Annotated in this window: 17 protein-coding genes; all 17 read left to right on the top strand. The window is 43.0% G+C overall.

What is annotated here, in order from left to right; translation table 11 throughout:
* The first annotated feature begins 1 nt into the window (after position 1).
* The 17 genes from allB to J7I93_RS15430 all read left to right on the top strand — a co-directional run bounded on the left by allB (position 2) and on the right by J7I93_RS15430 (position 14,717).
* Complete coding sequence (gene allB / locus J7I93_RS15510) at positions 2–1,459, top strand: allantoinase AllB (protein ID WP_214726758.1); 1,458 nt, start codon at positions 2–4, stop codon at positions 1,457–1,459.
* 182 nt (positions 1,460–1,641) lie between these two features.
* Positions 1,642–2,232, top strand: a complete 591-nt coding sequence (locus J7I93_RS15505) for a cysteine hydrolase family protein (RefSeq protein ID WP_214726757.1) — start codon at positions 1,642–1,644, stop codon at positions 2,230–2,232.
* A complete protein-coding gene (locus J7I93_RS15500; RefSeq protein ID WP_214988001.1) occupies positions 2,225–2,812 on the top strand; it encodes a UbiX family flavin prenyltransferase in 588 nt (195 codons plus the stop codon). The genes J7I93_RS15505 and J7I93_RS15500 overlap by 8 nt, the downstream gene beginning before the upstream one ends.
* Positions 2,809–4,146 (top strand): UbiD family decarboxylase, encoded by a 1,338-nt coding sequence (locus J7I93_RS15495; RefSeq protein ID WP_214726756.1) that lies wholly within the window; start codon positions 2,809–2,811, stop codon positions 4,144–4,146. Before J7I93_RS15500 ends, J7I93_RS15495 begins: the two co-directional genes overlap by 4 nt.
* Before the next feature lie 59 nt (positions 4,147–4,205).
* A complete protein-coding gene (locus J7I93_RS15490) occupies positions 4,206–4,469 on the top strand; it encodes a BMC domain-containing protein (protein WP_214987998.1) in 264 nt (87 codons plus the stop codon).
* Between the two features lie 16 nt (positions 4,470–4,485).
* Positions 4,486–5,472 (top strand): hypothetical protein, encoded by a 987-nt coding sequence (locus tag J7I93_RS15485; protein WP_214726755.1) that lies wholly within the window; start codon positions 4,486–4,488, stop codon positions 5,470–5,472.
* A 47-nt stretch (positions 5,473–5,519) separates the two neighbouring features.
* A complete protein-coding gene (locus J7I93_RS25555; protein WP_214726754.1) occupies positions 5,520–5,957 on the top strand; it encodes a BMC domain-containing protein in 438 nt (145 codons plus the stop codon).
* A 26-nt stretch (positions 5,958–5,983) separates the two neighbouring features.
* Positions 5,984–6,268, top strand: a complete 285-nt coding sequence (locus J7I93_RS15475) for a BMC domain-containing protein (protein ID WP_026581688.1) — start codon at positions 5,984–5,986, stop codon at positions 6,266–6,268.
* A 2-nt stretch (positions 6,269–6,270) separates the two neighbouring features.
* Positions 6,271–6,999, top strand: coding sequence for a hypothetical protein (locus tag J7I93_RS15470; RefSeq protein ID WP_214726753.1), 729 nt, complete (start codon positions 6,271–6,273; stop codon positions 6,997–6,999).
* Positions 7,000–7,066: 67 nt separating this feature from the next.
* On the top strand, positions 7,067–7,345 hold the full coding sequence (locus tag J7I93_RS15465) for a EutN/CcmL family microcompartment protein (RefSeq protein ID WP_214726752.1): 279 nt from the start codon (positions 7,067–7,069) through the stop codon (positions 7,343–7,345).
* A 3-nt stretch (positions 7,346–7,348) separates the two neighbouring features.
* On the top strand, positions 7,349–9,160 hold the full coding sequence (gene ade, locus J7I93_RS15460; RefSeq protein WP_214726751.1) for an adenine deaminase: 1,812 nt from the start codon (positions 7,349–7,351) through the stop codon (positions 9,158–9,160).
* A gap of 72 nt (positions 9,161–9,232) precedes the next feature.
* Positions 9,233–9,916 carry a cyclase family protein gene (locus tag J7I93_RS15455; protein ID WP_214726750.1) on the top strand — a complete coding sequence of 228 codons (684 nt, stop codon included), beginning with the start codon at positions 9,233–9,235 and terminating at the stop codon, positions 9,914–9,916.
* Between the two features lie 248 nt (positions 9,917–10,164).
* A complete protein-coding gene (locus tag J7I93_RS15450) occupies positions 10,165–10,788 on the top strand; it encodes a DUF1989 domain-containing protein (RefSeq protein WP_214726749.1) in 624 nt (207 codons plus the stop codon).
* Complete coding sequence (locus tag J7I93_RS15445; RefSeq protein WP_214726748.1) at positions 10,788–11,957, top strand: M20 family metallopeptidase; 1,170 nt, start codon at positions 10,788–10,790, stop codon at positions 11,955–11,957. Before J7I93_RS15450 ends, J7I93_RS15445 begins: the two co-directional genes overlap by 1 nt.
* The gene (locus tag J7I93_RS15440; RefSeq protein WP_214726747.1) at positions 11,957–13,294 is read left to right on the top strand and encodes a 5'-deoxyadenosine deaminase; all 1,338 of its coding nucleotides are present in this window, start codon (positions 11,957–11,959) and stop codon (positions 13,292–13,294) included. Before J7I93_RS15445 ends, J7I93_RS15440 begins: the two co-directional genes overlap by 1 nt.
* 76 nt (positions 13,295–13,370) lie before the next feature.
* A complete protein-coding gene (locus J7I93_RS15435) occupies positions 13,371–14,240 on the top strand; it encodes a GNAT family N-acetyltransferase (RefSeq protein ID WP_214987996.1) in 870 nt (289 codons plus the stop codon).
* Positions 14,241–14,303: 63 nt separating this feature from the next.
* Entirely contained in the window at positions 14,304–14,717 is a 414-nt protein-coding gene (locus J7I93_RS15430) for a CoA-binding protein (RefSeq protein WP_214726746.1), read from the top strand.
* Positions 14,718–14,839 lie beyond the last annotated feature (122 nt).

Raw genomic sequence — 14,839 nt, 5'->3', positions numbered from 1 at the left:
AATGGATTTAATTTTGAAAAACGCAAATATTCCTCAGGGAGATCGTCAAGTATTAACAAACATTCTGGTAAACGATGGGAAGATTGTAGGGTATACCAATGAAATTAGCTTCCTTAATGCAAAAAAAGTGATTGATATTGATGGAAAGCTCGTTGTGCCAGGCTGTATCGATCCACACACCCATTTCATGGATCCCGGTTTTACCCACAGGGAAACATTCGCGACAGGCAGCCGATCTGCTGCTGCCGGCGGTTTAACTACCATCATTGATATGCCTTGCTGCAGTAAACCTTCTGTCCGTGATGGCGAGAGCTTTAATAAGAAAATTGCGCCAATCCGGGATCAGGCTTATATAGATTATTGCTTCTGGGGCGGAATGACTGGTGAGGATGCCCGTGAAGGATGGATTGACAATATTTATCCTCAGATTGATCAAGGGGTTGTTGCATTCAAGGTTTATATGACCCCTTCAGTGCCAACCTTCCCTAAAGTCTCAGATGCTGAAATGCTGGAGATTTTCAGCAATGTAGCCAAAACAGGCCTTCCAATTGGCGTTCATGCTGAAAATTATGATATATGCACCTTCTATTCCAAAAAGCTTGAGAAAGAAGGCAGAATGGATGGTCCTGCATGGGCGGAAGCACGTTCCAGTCTTGCTGAAAAAGTGGCAATTGAGTTAATCCTCAGCTTTGCAGAAGCAACAGATGCACGTGTTCATGTAGTACATATGAGCACAAAGGAAGGCGTGGAGCTAGTAAAAGCAGCAAAGAAACGCGGTGTCAAAGTAACTGCAGAAACTTGCCCTCATTATTTGGTGCTAAATGCCAAGGATGCTATGACTGAACGCGGAGCATATGCAAAAATCGCACCTCCATTGCGCGGAAAAGAAGACAATGAGTCTCACTGGCAGGCACTTGCTGATGGAACAATTGATTTTGTTGGAACAGACCATGCCCCATATGAAATTGCTACAGAAAAAGACTATCCAGGTGCAACAATCTGGAATACCTTCCCAGGAATTCCAGGTGTGGAAACAATGGTCCCAATCCTTGTGAGTGAAGGATTAAACAAAGGCCGGTTATCCCTTTCCCGCTTTGTTGAGGTTACAAGCCGAAATGCAGCAATCCACTATGGCATTTATCCGAAAAAAGGTTCTATGGAAATTGGTGCTGATGCCGACTTCACAGTCATTGATCTAAACAAAGAATATGTTATTGATGAGCAAAAAACAGAATCCATGGCTAAATATAATCCGCTCCATGGCATGAAGCTTAAAGGAAAGCCGGTACAGACGATTGTCCGTGGTAATACTGTCTTTGAAGAGGATAAAGGTATTCTGGGCGAAGCCGGATACGGAGAATTTGTACCTCGTCAAAGCATTCAGCGCCTGGAGAGAACCTTTAAATATGAGAAATACAATGAAGTGAAGGTAGCTTCCAAAGAAGCAGTTAAACAATAAAGCTCTGTTAAAGCTCTTTGTTGATTTTGGAACCCTGTTGATCAATGTCCCAGCTGGAGGTTCGAGTTAAGAGGAAATCCTGCAGGCTTAGTCCCGGACCGCCAGCTAGTCCTGAGCTTCTAGATCAAAAATCAACAGTAAAGTATTAAAGAGATAACAATATAGAGAGAGGTTGGGATTGGATGGAACTCAGAGGAAATAAGCATTGTGTGGTTATTATTGATATGCTGAATGATTTTATCGGGGAAAAAGCAGCTTTGCGCTGCGAAAACGGCGAAAAAATCGTTCCAAAAATTCAGGAGCTTATTGAGTTTGCACATGAAAATAATATTCAGGTAGTCCATGTCCAGGAAGCTCATCGTAAAAATGACCGCGATTTCCGGGTGCGGCCAGTTCATGCAGTAAAAGGTACATGGGGTTCCCAGTTCATTCCTGAACTGCAGCCTGATGAAAGCAAAGGTGACTATGTTGTGCAAAAAAGACGTCACAGCGCATTCAGCTACACAGATTTCGACCTCTTCTTAAGAGAGGAAGAAATTGATACGGTCGTGTTAACAGGTGTTTGGACGAATGTCTGTGTGCGAAGCACTGCGTCTGATGCTTTATATCATGGCTATAACGTTATCTGCATTTCAGATGGAACTGCCTCTCAGGACGATGATATGCATGTTTCAGGTTTGCGTGATATTGACATCTTTGGGGATATTTTAACAACTGAAGATTATAAGGATTTGGCTAAAAAGAAGTTCTCCCAAGACAATAAAGTTGTCTAAATCACTTACATCCGAAAGAAAAAAGCGGATATTAGTGGGAATTACCGGGGCAAGCGGATCACTGTACGGATATACATTGATCCGCGCCCTCCACCAACTGGGAATAGACACGCATTTGATTGCAACGGAGATGGGAGAAAAGGTCATGCAATTTGAATGCGGAGTCAAGATGGAGGAGCTCAAGGAATATGCCACTATACATAGCAACCGGAACCTTTTTGCCTCGGTTGCGAGCGGCTCTTTTCAGACAGATGGGATGGTTATTGTTCCTTGTTCCATGAATACATTGGGTGCAATTGCAAATGGAGTGGGAGACACTCTTCTAAGCAGGGCAGCGAGTGTAGTGCTAAAAGAAAACAGGAAGTTTATTATTGTTCCGCGGGAAGCTCCTTTCCATTTAATTCATTTGCGCAACATGACGGCTCTCGCTGAAAGCGGAGCATGCATCATGCCGGCATCACCAGGCTTTTACCATAAGCCAACAGAAATATGGGAGCTGGCCAATTTTATGGTCGCCCGTATTTTGGATATGCTGGATATCGATCATCAGCTTTTGGAAAGATGGGGTGAGGCACAATGAACCCTGTAACAATGAGGGCACTTTTGGACAATTGGGAAGGAAGAGGCTTGCTTCACCGGGTTAGAAAAGAAGTGGATCCTTTATATGAGCTTGGTGCTGTGGTTAATGCCAGAAATGGAAGAGAACCTTTTCTGTTTGAAAAAATAAAGGGCTATCACACCCCGATGGCTGCCGGACTTGGAGGAGACAGGGATCTGCTCGCAGATAGCATGGGGATTACGGCATCTGACCTGATTCCTAAAATAATCGAATCGATCGTCAATCCCATTCCAACAACACTTAAGCAAACCGGACCCGTTCAGGAAAATCTGGTGACAGGGGATTTTGATCTGGCAGATTTGTTTCCAATTCCAACCTATCATGCGGAAGACTCCGGCGCTTACTATGTTTCAGGCATTCTTGTAGTGAAAGATTTGACAGGCAAGAAACGATATACCTCGATCAGAAGGATGCAATATTTGGGCGGAAACCGTACCAATATTCTCATCACTTCTCCCGAATTATTGGAACAGTATACACACTATGAAAAAATGGGAGAACCAATGGACGTGGCAGTTATGTTCGGTGTTGTACCTGCTGTTGTCTTGAGTTCCCAGATCAGCACACATCTCTACCATACAGATAAATTGGATGTGGCAGGTGCATTACTTGGACAATCCCTTGATGTTGTACCATGCAAAACAGTAGATTTGGAAGTCCTGGCTGAGGCCGAGATTGTTCTTGAAGGCCGGATGCTTCCTCATGAAAGAGAAATGGAAGGGCCATTTGGTGAATTGGCAGGCTACTATGGAACCCGAACTCCTCAGCCGATCGTTGAATTTTCTGCTGTTACTTACCGTAATGATGCGATCGCTCAGACTATTTTCCCTTCAAGCTACGAAGAAAGGCTTCCAATGGCATTGGTCAGGGAGGCAACCCTATTCAGTACGGTCAGGCAGGTTGTTCCCAATATAAAAGCAGTCCATATCCCCATGGGAGGCGTAGCTCGATATCATGCGGTAATCCAAATTGAAAAAAAGCATGAAGGGGATGGAAAACAGGCTGCACTGGCCGCTTTTGCCAGTGATAAAGATTTGAAGCATGTAGTAGTTGTGAATGATGATGTGGACATTTTTGATTCGGACGATGTGGAATGGGCCATAGCAACCAGAGTTCAGGCTTCTGATGATGTCTTTATTGTCCCTGGTGCAAAAGGATCTCCGCTGGAATCTTCTCACCATTTAAAGGGAACTACCGACAAAATGGGAATTGACGCTACTTATCCGCTTGGAAAGGAAGAGTTATTTAAGAGAACATCGATTCCATTTGAAGTGAATCTTGAAGACTATTTATAGCAATTTCAAATAAGCTTAAAAAATAGCACCTTCCGCTGTCTCTATAGAGGAGGATTAAAATGAAAGCAATTGGCATGATCGAAACAAGGGGGTTAACAGCCGCGATTGAAGCGCTCGATTCAATGACTAAAGCTGCAAATGTAAGTTTAGTTGATATGAAACGCGTGGGATCGGGACTTGTGACCGTTATCGTTGAAGGGGATGTTGCAGCCGTAACAGCAGCTGTAGAGGTGGGGAAAACCGCCAACAGCAAGACTGGCGGAGAACTCGTTTCAGCTAATGTAATTCCTCGCCCCCACTCTGAACTGAGCAAAATCCTATAAAGGAGGTGGAAAATGAGTGTCGGATTTCATAAAAAGTGTGGTCCAGGAAGTCATGAAGCCGTATCAAAAGCCAAAGGTGAATCCTATTATGGCAAAACCTACTCAAGCAAAGAAAACTGAACAGCCGCCTGTGAAGGATATAAAGAGTAGACAGGTAATACCGGGGATCAGCCGTCCGAATTATCAGCGTGCAAAAATGGAAAAGAGGCTTTCGGTTGCTGCCGTTGCTCCAGTTTCTCATCTCAGAACGCATGTATCTAAACAAGTAAAGCCGCAACAGGCTTTGAACGGCTCCCAAAATGGAACCAAAGAATATTCAAAAGAGCCTCTCGCGCAGCTGCAAACCATATCCCTAAGCCAGGGCAAAAAGCCTGCAAGCTCCTATGAATCTTTTTCTTCTCAGCAGAAACCCTCGGTTAGAGAAAGCAAACTAATTGGTCAAACAGCAGATGGCATTAAAGCATGGCTTTTCAATGACTTGCACTCAAGCATGGAAAATACATTTCAGCGTTCATTAAAGTCAAATTCAATCGGCGTCATCACTTCCGAAAAATGTACGGCAGGACAGCTTTTTTACTTAAATGACCTTTTAAGAGAATACCCTTCCATCAAGTATTTTTTAACGTGGGATAAGGAAAGCCGGCAGAGTTTTGTTTTGGAATTGTATGAAGACAACGAACAAGTGCTTCTGGAAGCAGTGAAGGTTTTTTATAAAAAGATTACCCAAAAATCTTATCAAAAAATCCAGGTATTTAAAGCCAAGGCTCCAAGCCCATGGCTGACGAAACAGCTTGACATTCAGGCATCCGTTAGTAGTGCAGCAGTGATTGAAGGATTCGATTATTATACAGGCATTTTATTGGCTGACCGTTATTTAAAAAGGAATCCGGCCCTATCTGCAGGATTCTCCTTTGAAAAAAACTACCTGTTAATCTATGGAGAATATAATTCAGTTTCCAAAATTTCAGAGGATCTGAAAAAGGAAGCTGAAAGAATTAAGTAATAATAAAAAAAAGAAATTATTAATTCCCCTGGAAGGAGGCATCATAATTGCAGGCATTGGGACTGATCGAAACAGTTGGCTATACTACCGCGGTTTCGGCTGCAGATGCTGCAGTAAAGGCAGCTGATGTAGAAATTGCAGGCATCGAAAAAGTAATCGGGGTCAACGGATATCTTGGTGTTACGATTCACTTTGATGGAGACGTGGCTGCCGTAAAATCTGCGGTTGATGCCGGAGTAAATGCAGCTGAAAGGGTTGGGAAAGTGATATCATCGCATGTTATTCCAAGAGCTCACAGTGAGGTTTCCGGCAAGCTGCTTCCCCATTTTAAGCTGAATGAGAAGAATGCAGAAGGCATAGAAAACCAGCCGGAACAAAAGGCTGATGCCCAAGCAGAAAGCGGAAGCAAAACCAAACAAAAAGAAGCTTCAAAAAAGAAAGATAAGAAGAAACGCAATAACGGGGCGGATGGCGATAAAGATTAACAACACTATTTTAAGGAGGAAATATCATGGGAGAATCATTAGGTTTAGTTGAGACAAAAGGTCTTGTCGGGGCTGTTGAAGCTGCTGATGCAATGGTTAAAGCTGCAAATGTAGAGATTTGCGGATACGAAAAAGTGGGATTTGGCCTAGTTACAGTAATGGTCAGAGGAGATGTTGGGGCAGTTAAAGCCGCAACAGATGCAGGGGCAGAAGCTGCAAGCCGTGTGGGTGAACTGGTATCCGTACACGTAATCCCCCGCCCTCACAGTGAGGTTGAAAGAGCATTGTTATCCAAAAAGATCGGTGAATAAGCATGGGTAATGCTGTGCAGAGTGAAATGGTCAAACACACTCTGCAAGAGATTTACCACCGTGGAGGCGGATTCCCCAGAAAACCATATGTCCTGGCTCTATTAACCTCTCATATGATTGGAATGGAACCGGGATTTTCTTACTTAAAGGAATTGCAAAAAGATTCTATTACTCTTCGAATAACAGGTGAAGACTCAATCGTGGACCGAATGCAGCCTGGTGAACTTATCAAGGCTGTCGGGAATGATGATTGGATCCCACAGTCCTTTCTGAGTGAAAAAATTTTAAGAGAGATAGATGGAATTTTTCTCCCCATCCTTTCTTTTTCCTTAATAAATGACCTCTTATCTCTGAATGACCAAAGGCCTTTTGTTCGTATAATTCTGGAAGCTCTTTTACAAGGCAAAAAGGTTGCGGCTCTAAAAACCGGCTCAGATCCCCATGATCCTTATTGGAAGATGAAGGGAATGGATAAAGGGCCTGCGCTATTGAAAAGAACTCTGCTGCAGCAGCTGGTTCAACTGAAATCAATGGGCATTACAGTGATTTCCGACAATGAAAAAGCTGATTTTACGCCTGAGATGAATAAAAAAACCGTCATTTCAGAAGAAACAATCAGGTACGCCCATCAGCATAATCAGACTGTAATACGAATTCATAGCGGAAGCATCATTACGCCTCTAGCGAGGGATGTCGCCAAGGAATTAAATATATTGCTCAAAACATTTTAGTGATTGCTCAAACAGGAAGGCGCTAATTTCCGGACTTTTGAACAATCTTTTAAGGGAGAAGATTAGTATGCAAATGGGAATGGTGGTGGGCCGTATAACTGCCACAAGGAAAGACGAAAATTTAACGGGCACCAAACTATTAATCACTCAGCCTATCGGATTGGATGGCAGCATGTTACCGAACCCCATTATTACCGTTGATACTGTAGGAGCGGGAATTGGCGAAAAAGTGATTTACGTAACAGGAAGCATGGCTTCGAGAGCTGTGCAGAACAAAGAGGCTCCCATTGATGCTGCGATAATTGGAATTATTGATAGTGTGGAAGGAACGATGACAGGGGGGTAAACAATGGACGCAAAAAAAATCAAAGAAGCGATCCAGCATCGCAAGCTGATTGATGTATTACTTGATAGTAATCTCCATGCAGATCTGGTTTTAAAGGGCGGGTATTTCATCAATGTTATAACCCGTGAAATCTATGAAGCGGATGTTGCCATTAAAGGTGAATATATTCTTATGGCCGGGGATGCAAAAGAATTAATTGGACCAAAAACAAAGGTTGAAAATGTAAAAGGAAAGTTTATCTGTCCGGGCTTTATTGATTCACACATGCATTTTGAAAGTGCCATGTTTACATGCACAGAATTTTCCAAGCTCTCCATTCCGACTGGAACAACTACTTTAATCGGGGACCCACACGAAATCGGCAATGTTCTGGGTGTAAAAGGCATGCAGGCAATGATAGAAGAAGCAAAAACTCTTCCAAACAGGGTATTATTTACTGTACCTTGCGCTGTGCCGGATGCCCCGGGCCTTGAAACTTCAGGATTTGATGTGACATCGAAGGATATGAAGGAGCTACTCGCAGATGACTATGTTCAGGGAATCGGCGAAATTCAAAGTTTCAGCAATATTAAGCCAGTATACGAACATGCTCCAGAACTGATTGATGATCTTGTTGCTGCGGTTTCTTATGCAAACTCGATAGGGAAAACCGTAGAAGGAAATGCCCCCGGGCTGTTTGGGAAAGAATTGGCCGCACATATCATAAGCGGAGGCACACATGTGTCTTGCCATGAAACGACCACTAAAGAAGAAACAGTGGAAAAGCTTCGTTATGGTGTGAGCGTATTTATGCGTGAAGGCTCCTCACAGAGAAATATGGCAGATTGCATTCGTGCCATTACGGAAGACGGGCTTGATTCAAGAAGAGCCATACTTGTTTCGGACGATATGGTTCCTGCGGATTTATTGAATTATGGCCATATGAACGATATTATTCGGCGTACGATTGCTGAAGGAATTGATCCTGTTGAAGCCATCCAAATGGCAACGATCAATCCTGCCACGCACTTTGGGTTTAAGGATGTGGGGGTTATTGCTCCTGGTAAAAGGGCGGATATAGTGGTCATTAGCGATTTAACTAGTATGACCGTTGACCAGGTTTATCTGGCTGGTAAGAAAGCGGCCGAAAAAGGCGGGCTAACGATGGAAATTGCTCCTTACATATATCCGGAAAGTGTAAAGAAGTCAGTGAAGCGCAAGCCGGTTACTGTTAAGGATTTGGCAATTGAAGCATCAGGCACCCGTGCCAGGGTGAGGGCGATTGAAGCGATCCCTTATCAGAATTTAACAGGCGGTCGTGAATTCACCCTAAATGTGAAAGAAGGCATTGTCCAGCCATGCCTGCAGCAGGATGTACTTCCGCTTCTTGTAGTGGAGCGGCACGGGAGATCGGGTAAAGTCGGCAAGACATTTCTTCACGGTTTTGATCTAAAAAGTGGAGCTATTGCAGAAAGTGTTGCTCATGATACACACAACATTATTGTAACAGGCACAAATTATGAAGATATGGTAACTGCCGTCAATCGCGTAATCGCCATGGATGGCGGAATTGCGATGATTAAGGACAGTAAAGTTGTAGGCGACCTGCCTTTAAGGATCGGCGGTTTAATGACAGATGAATTAACAGGCAAAGAAATGAGTGAAAAGGTAGATGAATTATCTCTGCTTGCTAAAGAGGTGCTGGGCTGCGGTATGGATGTTCCGTTTATGCACTTATCTTTCTGGTCACTTGTCACAAGCCCTAAATGGAAAATTACTGATATGGGCTTAATTGATGTAGATAAATTTGAAATTATTCCAACCATTATCAATTGATCATAAAAGCGGCGCTCCCTGCCGCTTTTCATATAAAAACAAAATTTTATTTTTATTTAAAGGAGGAAAACCATGGGAGTTAAATTAGTCGATTTAACACAGGAAATTTATCAAGGGATGCCTGTCTTTCCCCTCCACCAAAAAACAATGATATTCCCAAACATCTCCCACGAGGAAAGTGAAAAGCAAATTGGCTTCATGTTTGCTACCAATAATCTATTAATCAACGAACATGGTCCTACCCACAGTGATGCCACATATGAATACGACCCAAACGGGCAATACATTGATGAAATGCCGCTGGAATTCTTTTACGGGCCTGCTGTTTGTCTCGATGTTTCGCATGTTCCGCCTGACCGCTATATAACAAGCAGAGATCTGGAGGATGCTCTTCGTGGTTCGCAGCAGTTTATTGAGAAAGGCGATATTGTACTCCTTTACACAGGCCATTACAACCGTTCATATGGAACTGAAGCGTGGCTTACAACCTATACAGGGCTCGATTACCAGGCAGCTAAATGGCTCGCTGAAAAAGGTGCTGTAAATATTGGCATTGATGCGCCAGCAATCGACCATCCGGATGATCCAAAATATTCAGGCCATTTAATTTGCCGGGAATATGGAATAACCAATACTGAAAATTTATGTAATCTTGATCAAGTTGCAGGCATGCGGTTTTTATATTTTGGCCTGCCGCTCCGAATCCGAAAGGGCACTGGCTCTCCAATTAGGGCTGTAGCTGTATTTATTGAATAGGCTTTTTTAAGTTCATATTTTATCTTGGCACCCTGCTGACAGGAGCGCAGCGCACGCGAGATCCTCTAATATGCATAGGCATCTTCTGCGTGCTGTGTTCATTGCTTATCTCATATACCTTCGGGAGAATGCCCGCAGGCCCACGCCGAGGAGACACCAGGTCCAACCGCAGTTCGCTGAGCACCTGTAGCTGACATCAACAGAAAGTTTAATAGAGCTCTTAAATATTAACCAAAGGAGGAGATCACATGGGAGAAGTTTTTAAAAAAGATAGGGTTCGAGAGGAAATTATTATTCCTCCTTATGAAGGCAGAAGTGCCAGGCTATACAAGGGTGAGGAATTGATTGTTATTGATATGGAAGGAAAACAGGTGGGCGATTTTGTCTGTTTCAGCTATGAAGACCCGTCCGAGCATGTATCTCCCGTACATATGCGCGCATCGTTAAGCAGCATCCGGTTAAAAACGGGCGATTTGCTTTATAGCAATCGGCGCCGCCCGCTGATGCAGCTGGTTGAAGACACGGTCGGAAAACATGACTTCTTTTTCCCAGCCTGCGATTATTACCGTTATAAGGTGGACTTTGGAAAAGAAGACCATCCGAATTGCCATGATAATCTTGAAAGCGCTTTGGGAGCTTTCCAAATCCATCCCTCTATTATCCCGGATCCTATCAATCTGTTTATGAACAATGTGCTTGATGATTTAGGCGATTATAAAATTGCAGAGCCTCTTTCCAAACCGGGTGACTATGTCAGACTGAAAGCACTTTGCGATGTGGTTATCGCCTGTACCACTTGCTCGCAGGATATGGCACCTGTAAACGGGTTTAAGGTTACCCCGTTAAAAATGCAAATAGTGGAGTCGGATTGATGAATGACATCCAATTTCTTCAGCAGCTGCTCCAAATTGACAGCTCCAATCCCCCAGGGAATGAACATCTCGTTACAGAAGCATTTATAGCCCGATGCAAAGAAAAGGGGCTGCCTTATAAAGTTACTTTTCTGGATAAGAACAGAAGCAATTTAGAGGTAACCCTTCAAGGGAAAAGCGATAAACAGCTATTTTTATGCGGGCACATGGATACTGTTTCTCCTGGTTCAGGTGAATGGGATTATTCACCGTTTTCAGGTGAAATCGTGGATGGGCGGATCTATGGGAGAGGCGCATCTGATATGAAAAGCGGTTTGGCTGGGATGTTTTTGGCGTTGGAAGAAATGTTCCTTATAGATGCTTTTCCTCCTGCCACGGTTACTTTTCTCGCGACAGCCGGCGAAGAAGTAGATAGCTGCGGGGCGAGAGCATTTTTAAAAGATAATGAAAAAAGAAAGATTGATGCACTTGTCATTGCTGAACCAACGGATGAAAAAATTGTGATCGGCCATAAAGGAGCCCTCTGGCTCGAAATTACCACATTCGGAAAGACCTCTCATGGTTCTATGCCGGAACAAGGAATCAATGCGGTTGATCATATGCTTAAGGTCATCCAAATACTGAATGAAATGAAGGTTGGATGGAGGGCTGAAAAAGAGCCCCTCGGTCAGAGCAGCCTTGCGGTGACCATGATTGAGGGAGGAGTGCAAACGAATGTGATTCCTGATAAATGCAGGATTAGAGCAGATATTCGGACGGTTCCGCCTCAATCCCATTACAGCTTTACTGAATTGCTGAAGAGGAAGCTGGATCAGTTAATTGAACAAGATGAAATTTTCCAATACTGTGTTGATACAATATTGGACCGCCCGTCTATATTAACACAGCCGTCGGAAGATATCATTCAAATAGCGCAAATGTTAAAAGGAGAATCCAATACAGATCATTTCGGCGTCTCTTACTATACAGACGGGGCTGTCCTGAATCCCAGAAGTGAAATTCCGACTCTAATCTACGGTCCTGGAGACGAAAAGCTTGCGCACCAGCCGAACGAATGGGTAAGCATTGAAGCTTACCGGCGGTCTATCCAGTTTTACAAACAGCTTATTTTGAATTACGGCAAACAAAAGGTTATACAGTCAAGCCCACTTCAAGGAGGCGGAGTATAATGAGCAGCATCCTGATCAAAAATGCCGAAATCATTACGATGAATGCAAAAGAAGAAATTCTCTTCGGGGATCTCTATATAGTGGATGACCGAATTGCAGACATAGGGCCAAACTTAAACGTTTCAGCTGATAAAGTAATAGATGCTTCAGGGAAAACAGTCATCCCCGGTTTTATTCAAACACATATCCACCTCTGCCAGACCTTATTCCGCGGTCAGGCTGATGATCTTGAATTGCTGGATTGGCTTAAACAAAAAATCTGGCCGCTCGAAGCCTCGCATGATGAAGAATCCATCTATTACTCTGCTATGCTTGGAATCGGAGAGCTGCTGCAAAGCGGTACGACAACTGTGGTAGACATGGAAACGGTCCATCATACAGAATATGCTTTTCAGGCTATTGCAGAGAGCGGCATTAGGGCTCTCGCAGGCAAGGTTATGATGGATAAAGGAGATGAGGTTCCCGTTCTATTAAGGGAAAAGACATCGAAATCCATTCAGGACAGCGTAGATCTTCTGGAAAAATGGCATAATTATGACAACGGCCGTATTCAATATGCCTTTTGCCCCCGCTTTGTGGTTTCTTGTACAGAAGAACTACTTACAAACATTAGGGACCTTTCAGCCGGCTACAATGTTAGAGTCCATACACATGCATCTGAAAATGCAAATGAAATTCAGCTTGTTGAAAGAGAATTTGGAATGAGGAATGTTGTTTATTTGGACAGCATTGGACTCGCCAATGACAGGCTGATTCTGGCCCATTGTGTTTGGCTTGATGAGGAAGAAAAGAGAATTATTAAGCAGCGGGGAGTGAAGGTAAGCCATTGTCCGGGTTCCAATTTAAAGCTGGCATCAGGTGTCGCAGAAGTACCTTCACTGTTAGAGCGGCAGGCATTTGTCAGTTTGGGGGCAGACGGCGCTCCATGCAATAATAATCTCGATATGTTCAACGAAATGCGATTGGCAGCGATTATTCAAAAGCCGGTCCATGGACCAACAGCCATGAATGCTCGAACCGTATTCAGAATGGCCACTATTGGCGGAGCGAAGGCGGTTGGCATGGAGGATGAAATCGGGAGCCTGGAGCCGGGGAAGAAAGCGGACCTTGCTATCCTTAATTTAAATGATTTTCATGTGTACCCATCTTTTGACATTGATACCATTTCAAGAATCGTTTATTCCGCAACTCGGGCAGATGTGGAGACAACCTTAGTAAACGGAAGAATTTTGATGGAAAATAGAAAGCTGAAAACGGTAGATAAGGATATTGTGTTAAAAGAAGCGAACACTAGCATAAAAAGGCTAATCCATAGATTGGAAACAGTGTTATACTAAGCGGTTCTCGGCTGATAAACAAATCAGCCGATTTTTTTATGGTAATATATAGTAAAAGACATAGAGGAGTGGGGATGTGGAGATAACAATGATGCAAAGTGAAGATTTAATGGATGCTGCGGAGTTTTTAACAAAGAAGAATTCTCTGCCTGATTATCATATAGGATATCTGGGCACTACCAGAAATGATATCTTTAATGATTTGCAGGAATTGGATCTTGATCCGGAATCAGCCGCATTTCTTCTTTGGGAGAATGAGGATATAACAGGATTCCTGGGAATGGATGCAGACCAGGAAAAAGGCACAGCGGAGTTATGGGGACCTTTTATTAAAGAAATTGAGCACGGGGAGCTGCTATGGAATAAAGCTATCAGCAATTTTAAAGGTAAATTGCATACCTGTTACCTTTTTGCAGACATAGCCAATCTAGCCGTATCGAAATTTGCAGAGAAAATCGGATTTACATTGCAATCATCTCAGACCTATATGGAGCTGAAAGAAAAACAGAATCAAGCTCTAAAAGAAATAAATTTAATAGCTCCTGATCAGTACAGCGATTTTAAAAATTTGCATGATACTATTTTTCCAAATACATATTATTCAGGAAAAGAAATTATTGAAAAAATCAATGATAAACAAAAGTTATATACAGCAGCGGATGAACATGGTCTTAAAGGCTATCTGTATGCAGAATATAATCCGGAAGGGAAGGAAGGCAGCCTTGAGTTTGTAGGAGTGAAGGAAACATGCCGCCACGCCGGAATCGGAAGACAGCTGCTCGATATGGCAGTATCAGACCTCTTTTTTCACCATGGTGCGCTCGTTATAAAATTATGTGCAGGAACAACTAATGAAAAGGCCTTATCCCTATATAAAAAAGCAGGGTTTAAAGTAGAGCGGGCATTGAACTTTTATATAAAGAAAATTGAGGGATCAAAGCAATAAGTTAGTACACTTTAAAAGTTTTAGGTAAAATAAACATAATCAATCAGATTTGGAGGGAATTAAATGGCTATTGAAAATCCAAGCCGGGAAGAAATCGGTGTTCTTTTAAAAAACTCAAAGCGGATTGCAGTTGTCGGTTTAAGCGGAAATCCAGAACGTACTTCTTATATGGTTTCAGAAGCAATGCAAAATGCAGGTTATGAGATCATCCCGGTGAATCCAGCTGTTGATGAAGTTCTTGGCGTTAAGGCCGTTTCAAGCCTTAAAGAGATCGAGGGCCATATTGATATCGTAAATGTTTTCAGGCGCTCCGAGTTTCTTCCGGAGATTGCAAGGGAATTTGCAGAAATGGATGCAGATATCTTCTGGGCACAGCTGGGTGTAGCAAATCAGGAAGCATACGATTTTCTTAAGGAAAAGGGATACACTGTCATCATGGACCGCTGTATTAAAGTTGAACATGCATTAACCAGGTAAATTCAGCATGAGGTCTTAAAAAGATCTCATGTTTTTATTTTTTATAAGGAGCCCGTAAATAAAGGGTTTAGCTATTGGAAATAATCTTTAAAAATCCCGCAAGACTCAAGAACTTATTTGCC

It is taken from the genome of Bacillus sp. ISL-47 (assembly GCF_018613175.1).
Taxonomy (GTDB): domain Bacteria; phylum Bacillota; class Bacilli; order Bacillales; family Cytobacillaceae; genus Cytobacillus.
The sequence above is the reverse complement of the archived record's forward strand: the minus strand, read 5'-3'. Positions and strand labels throughout refer to the sequence as shown.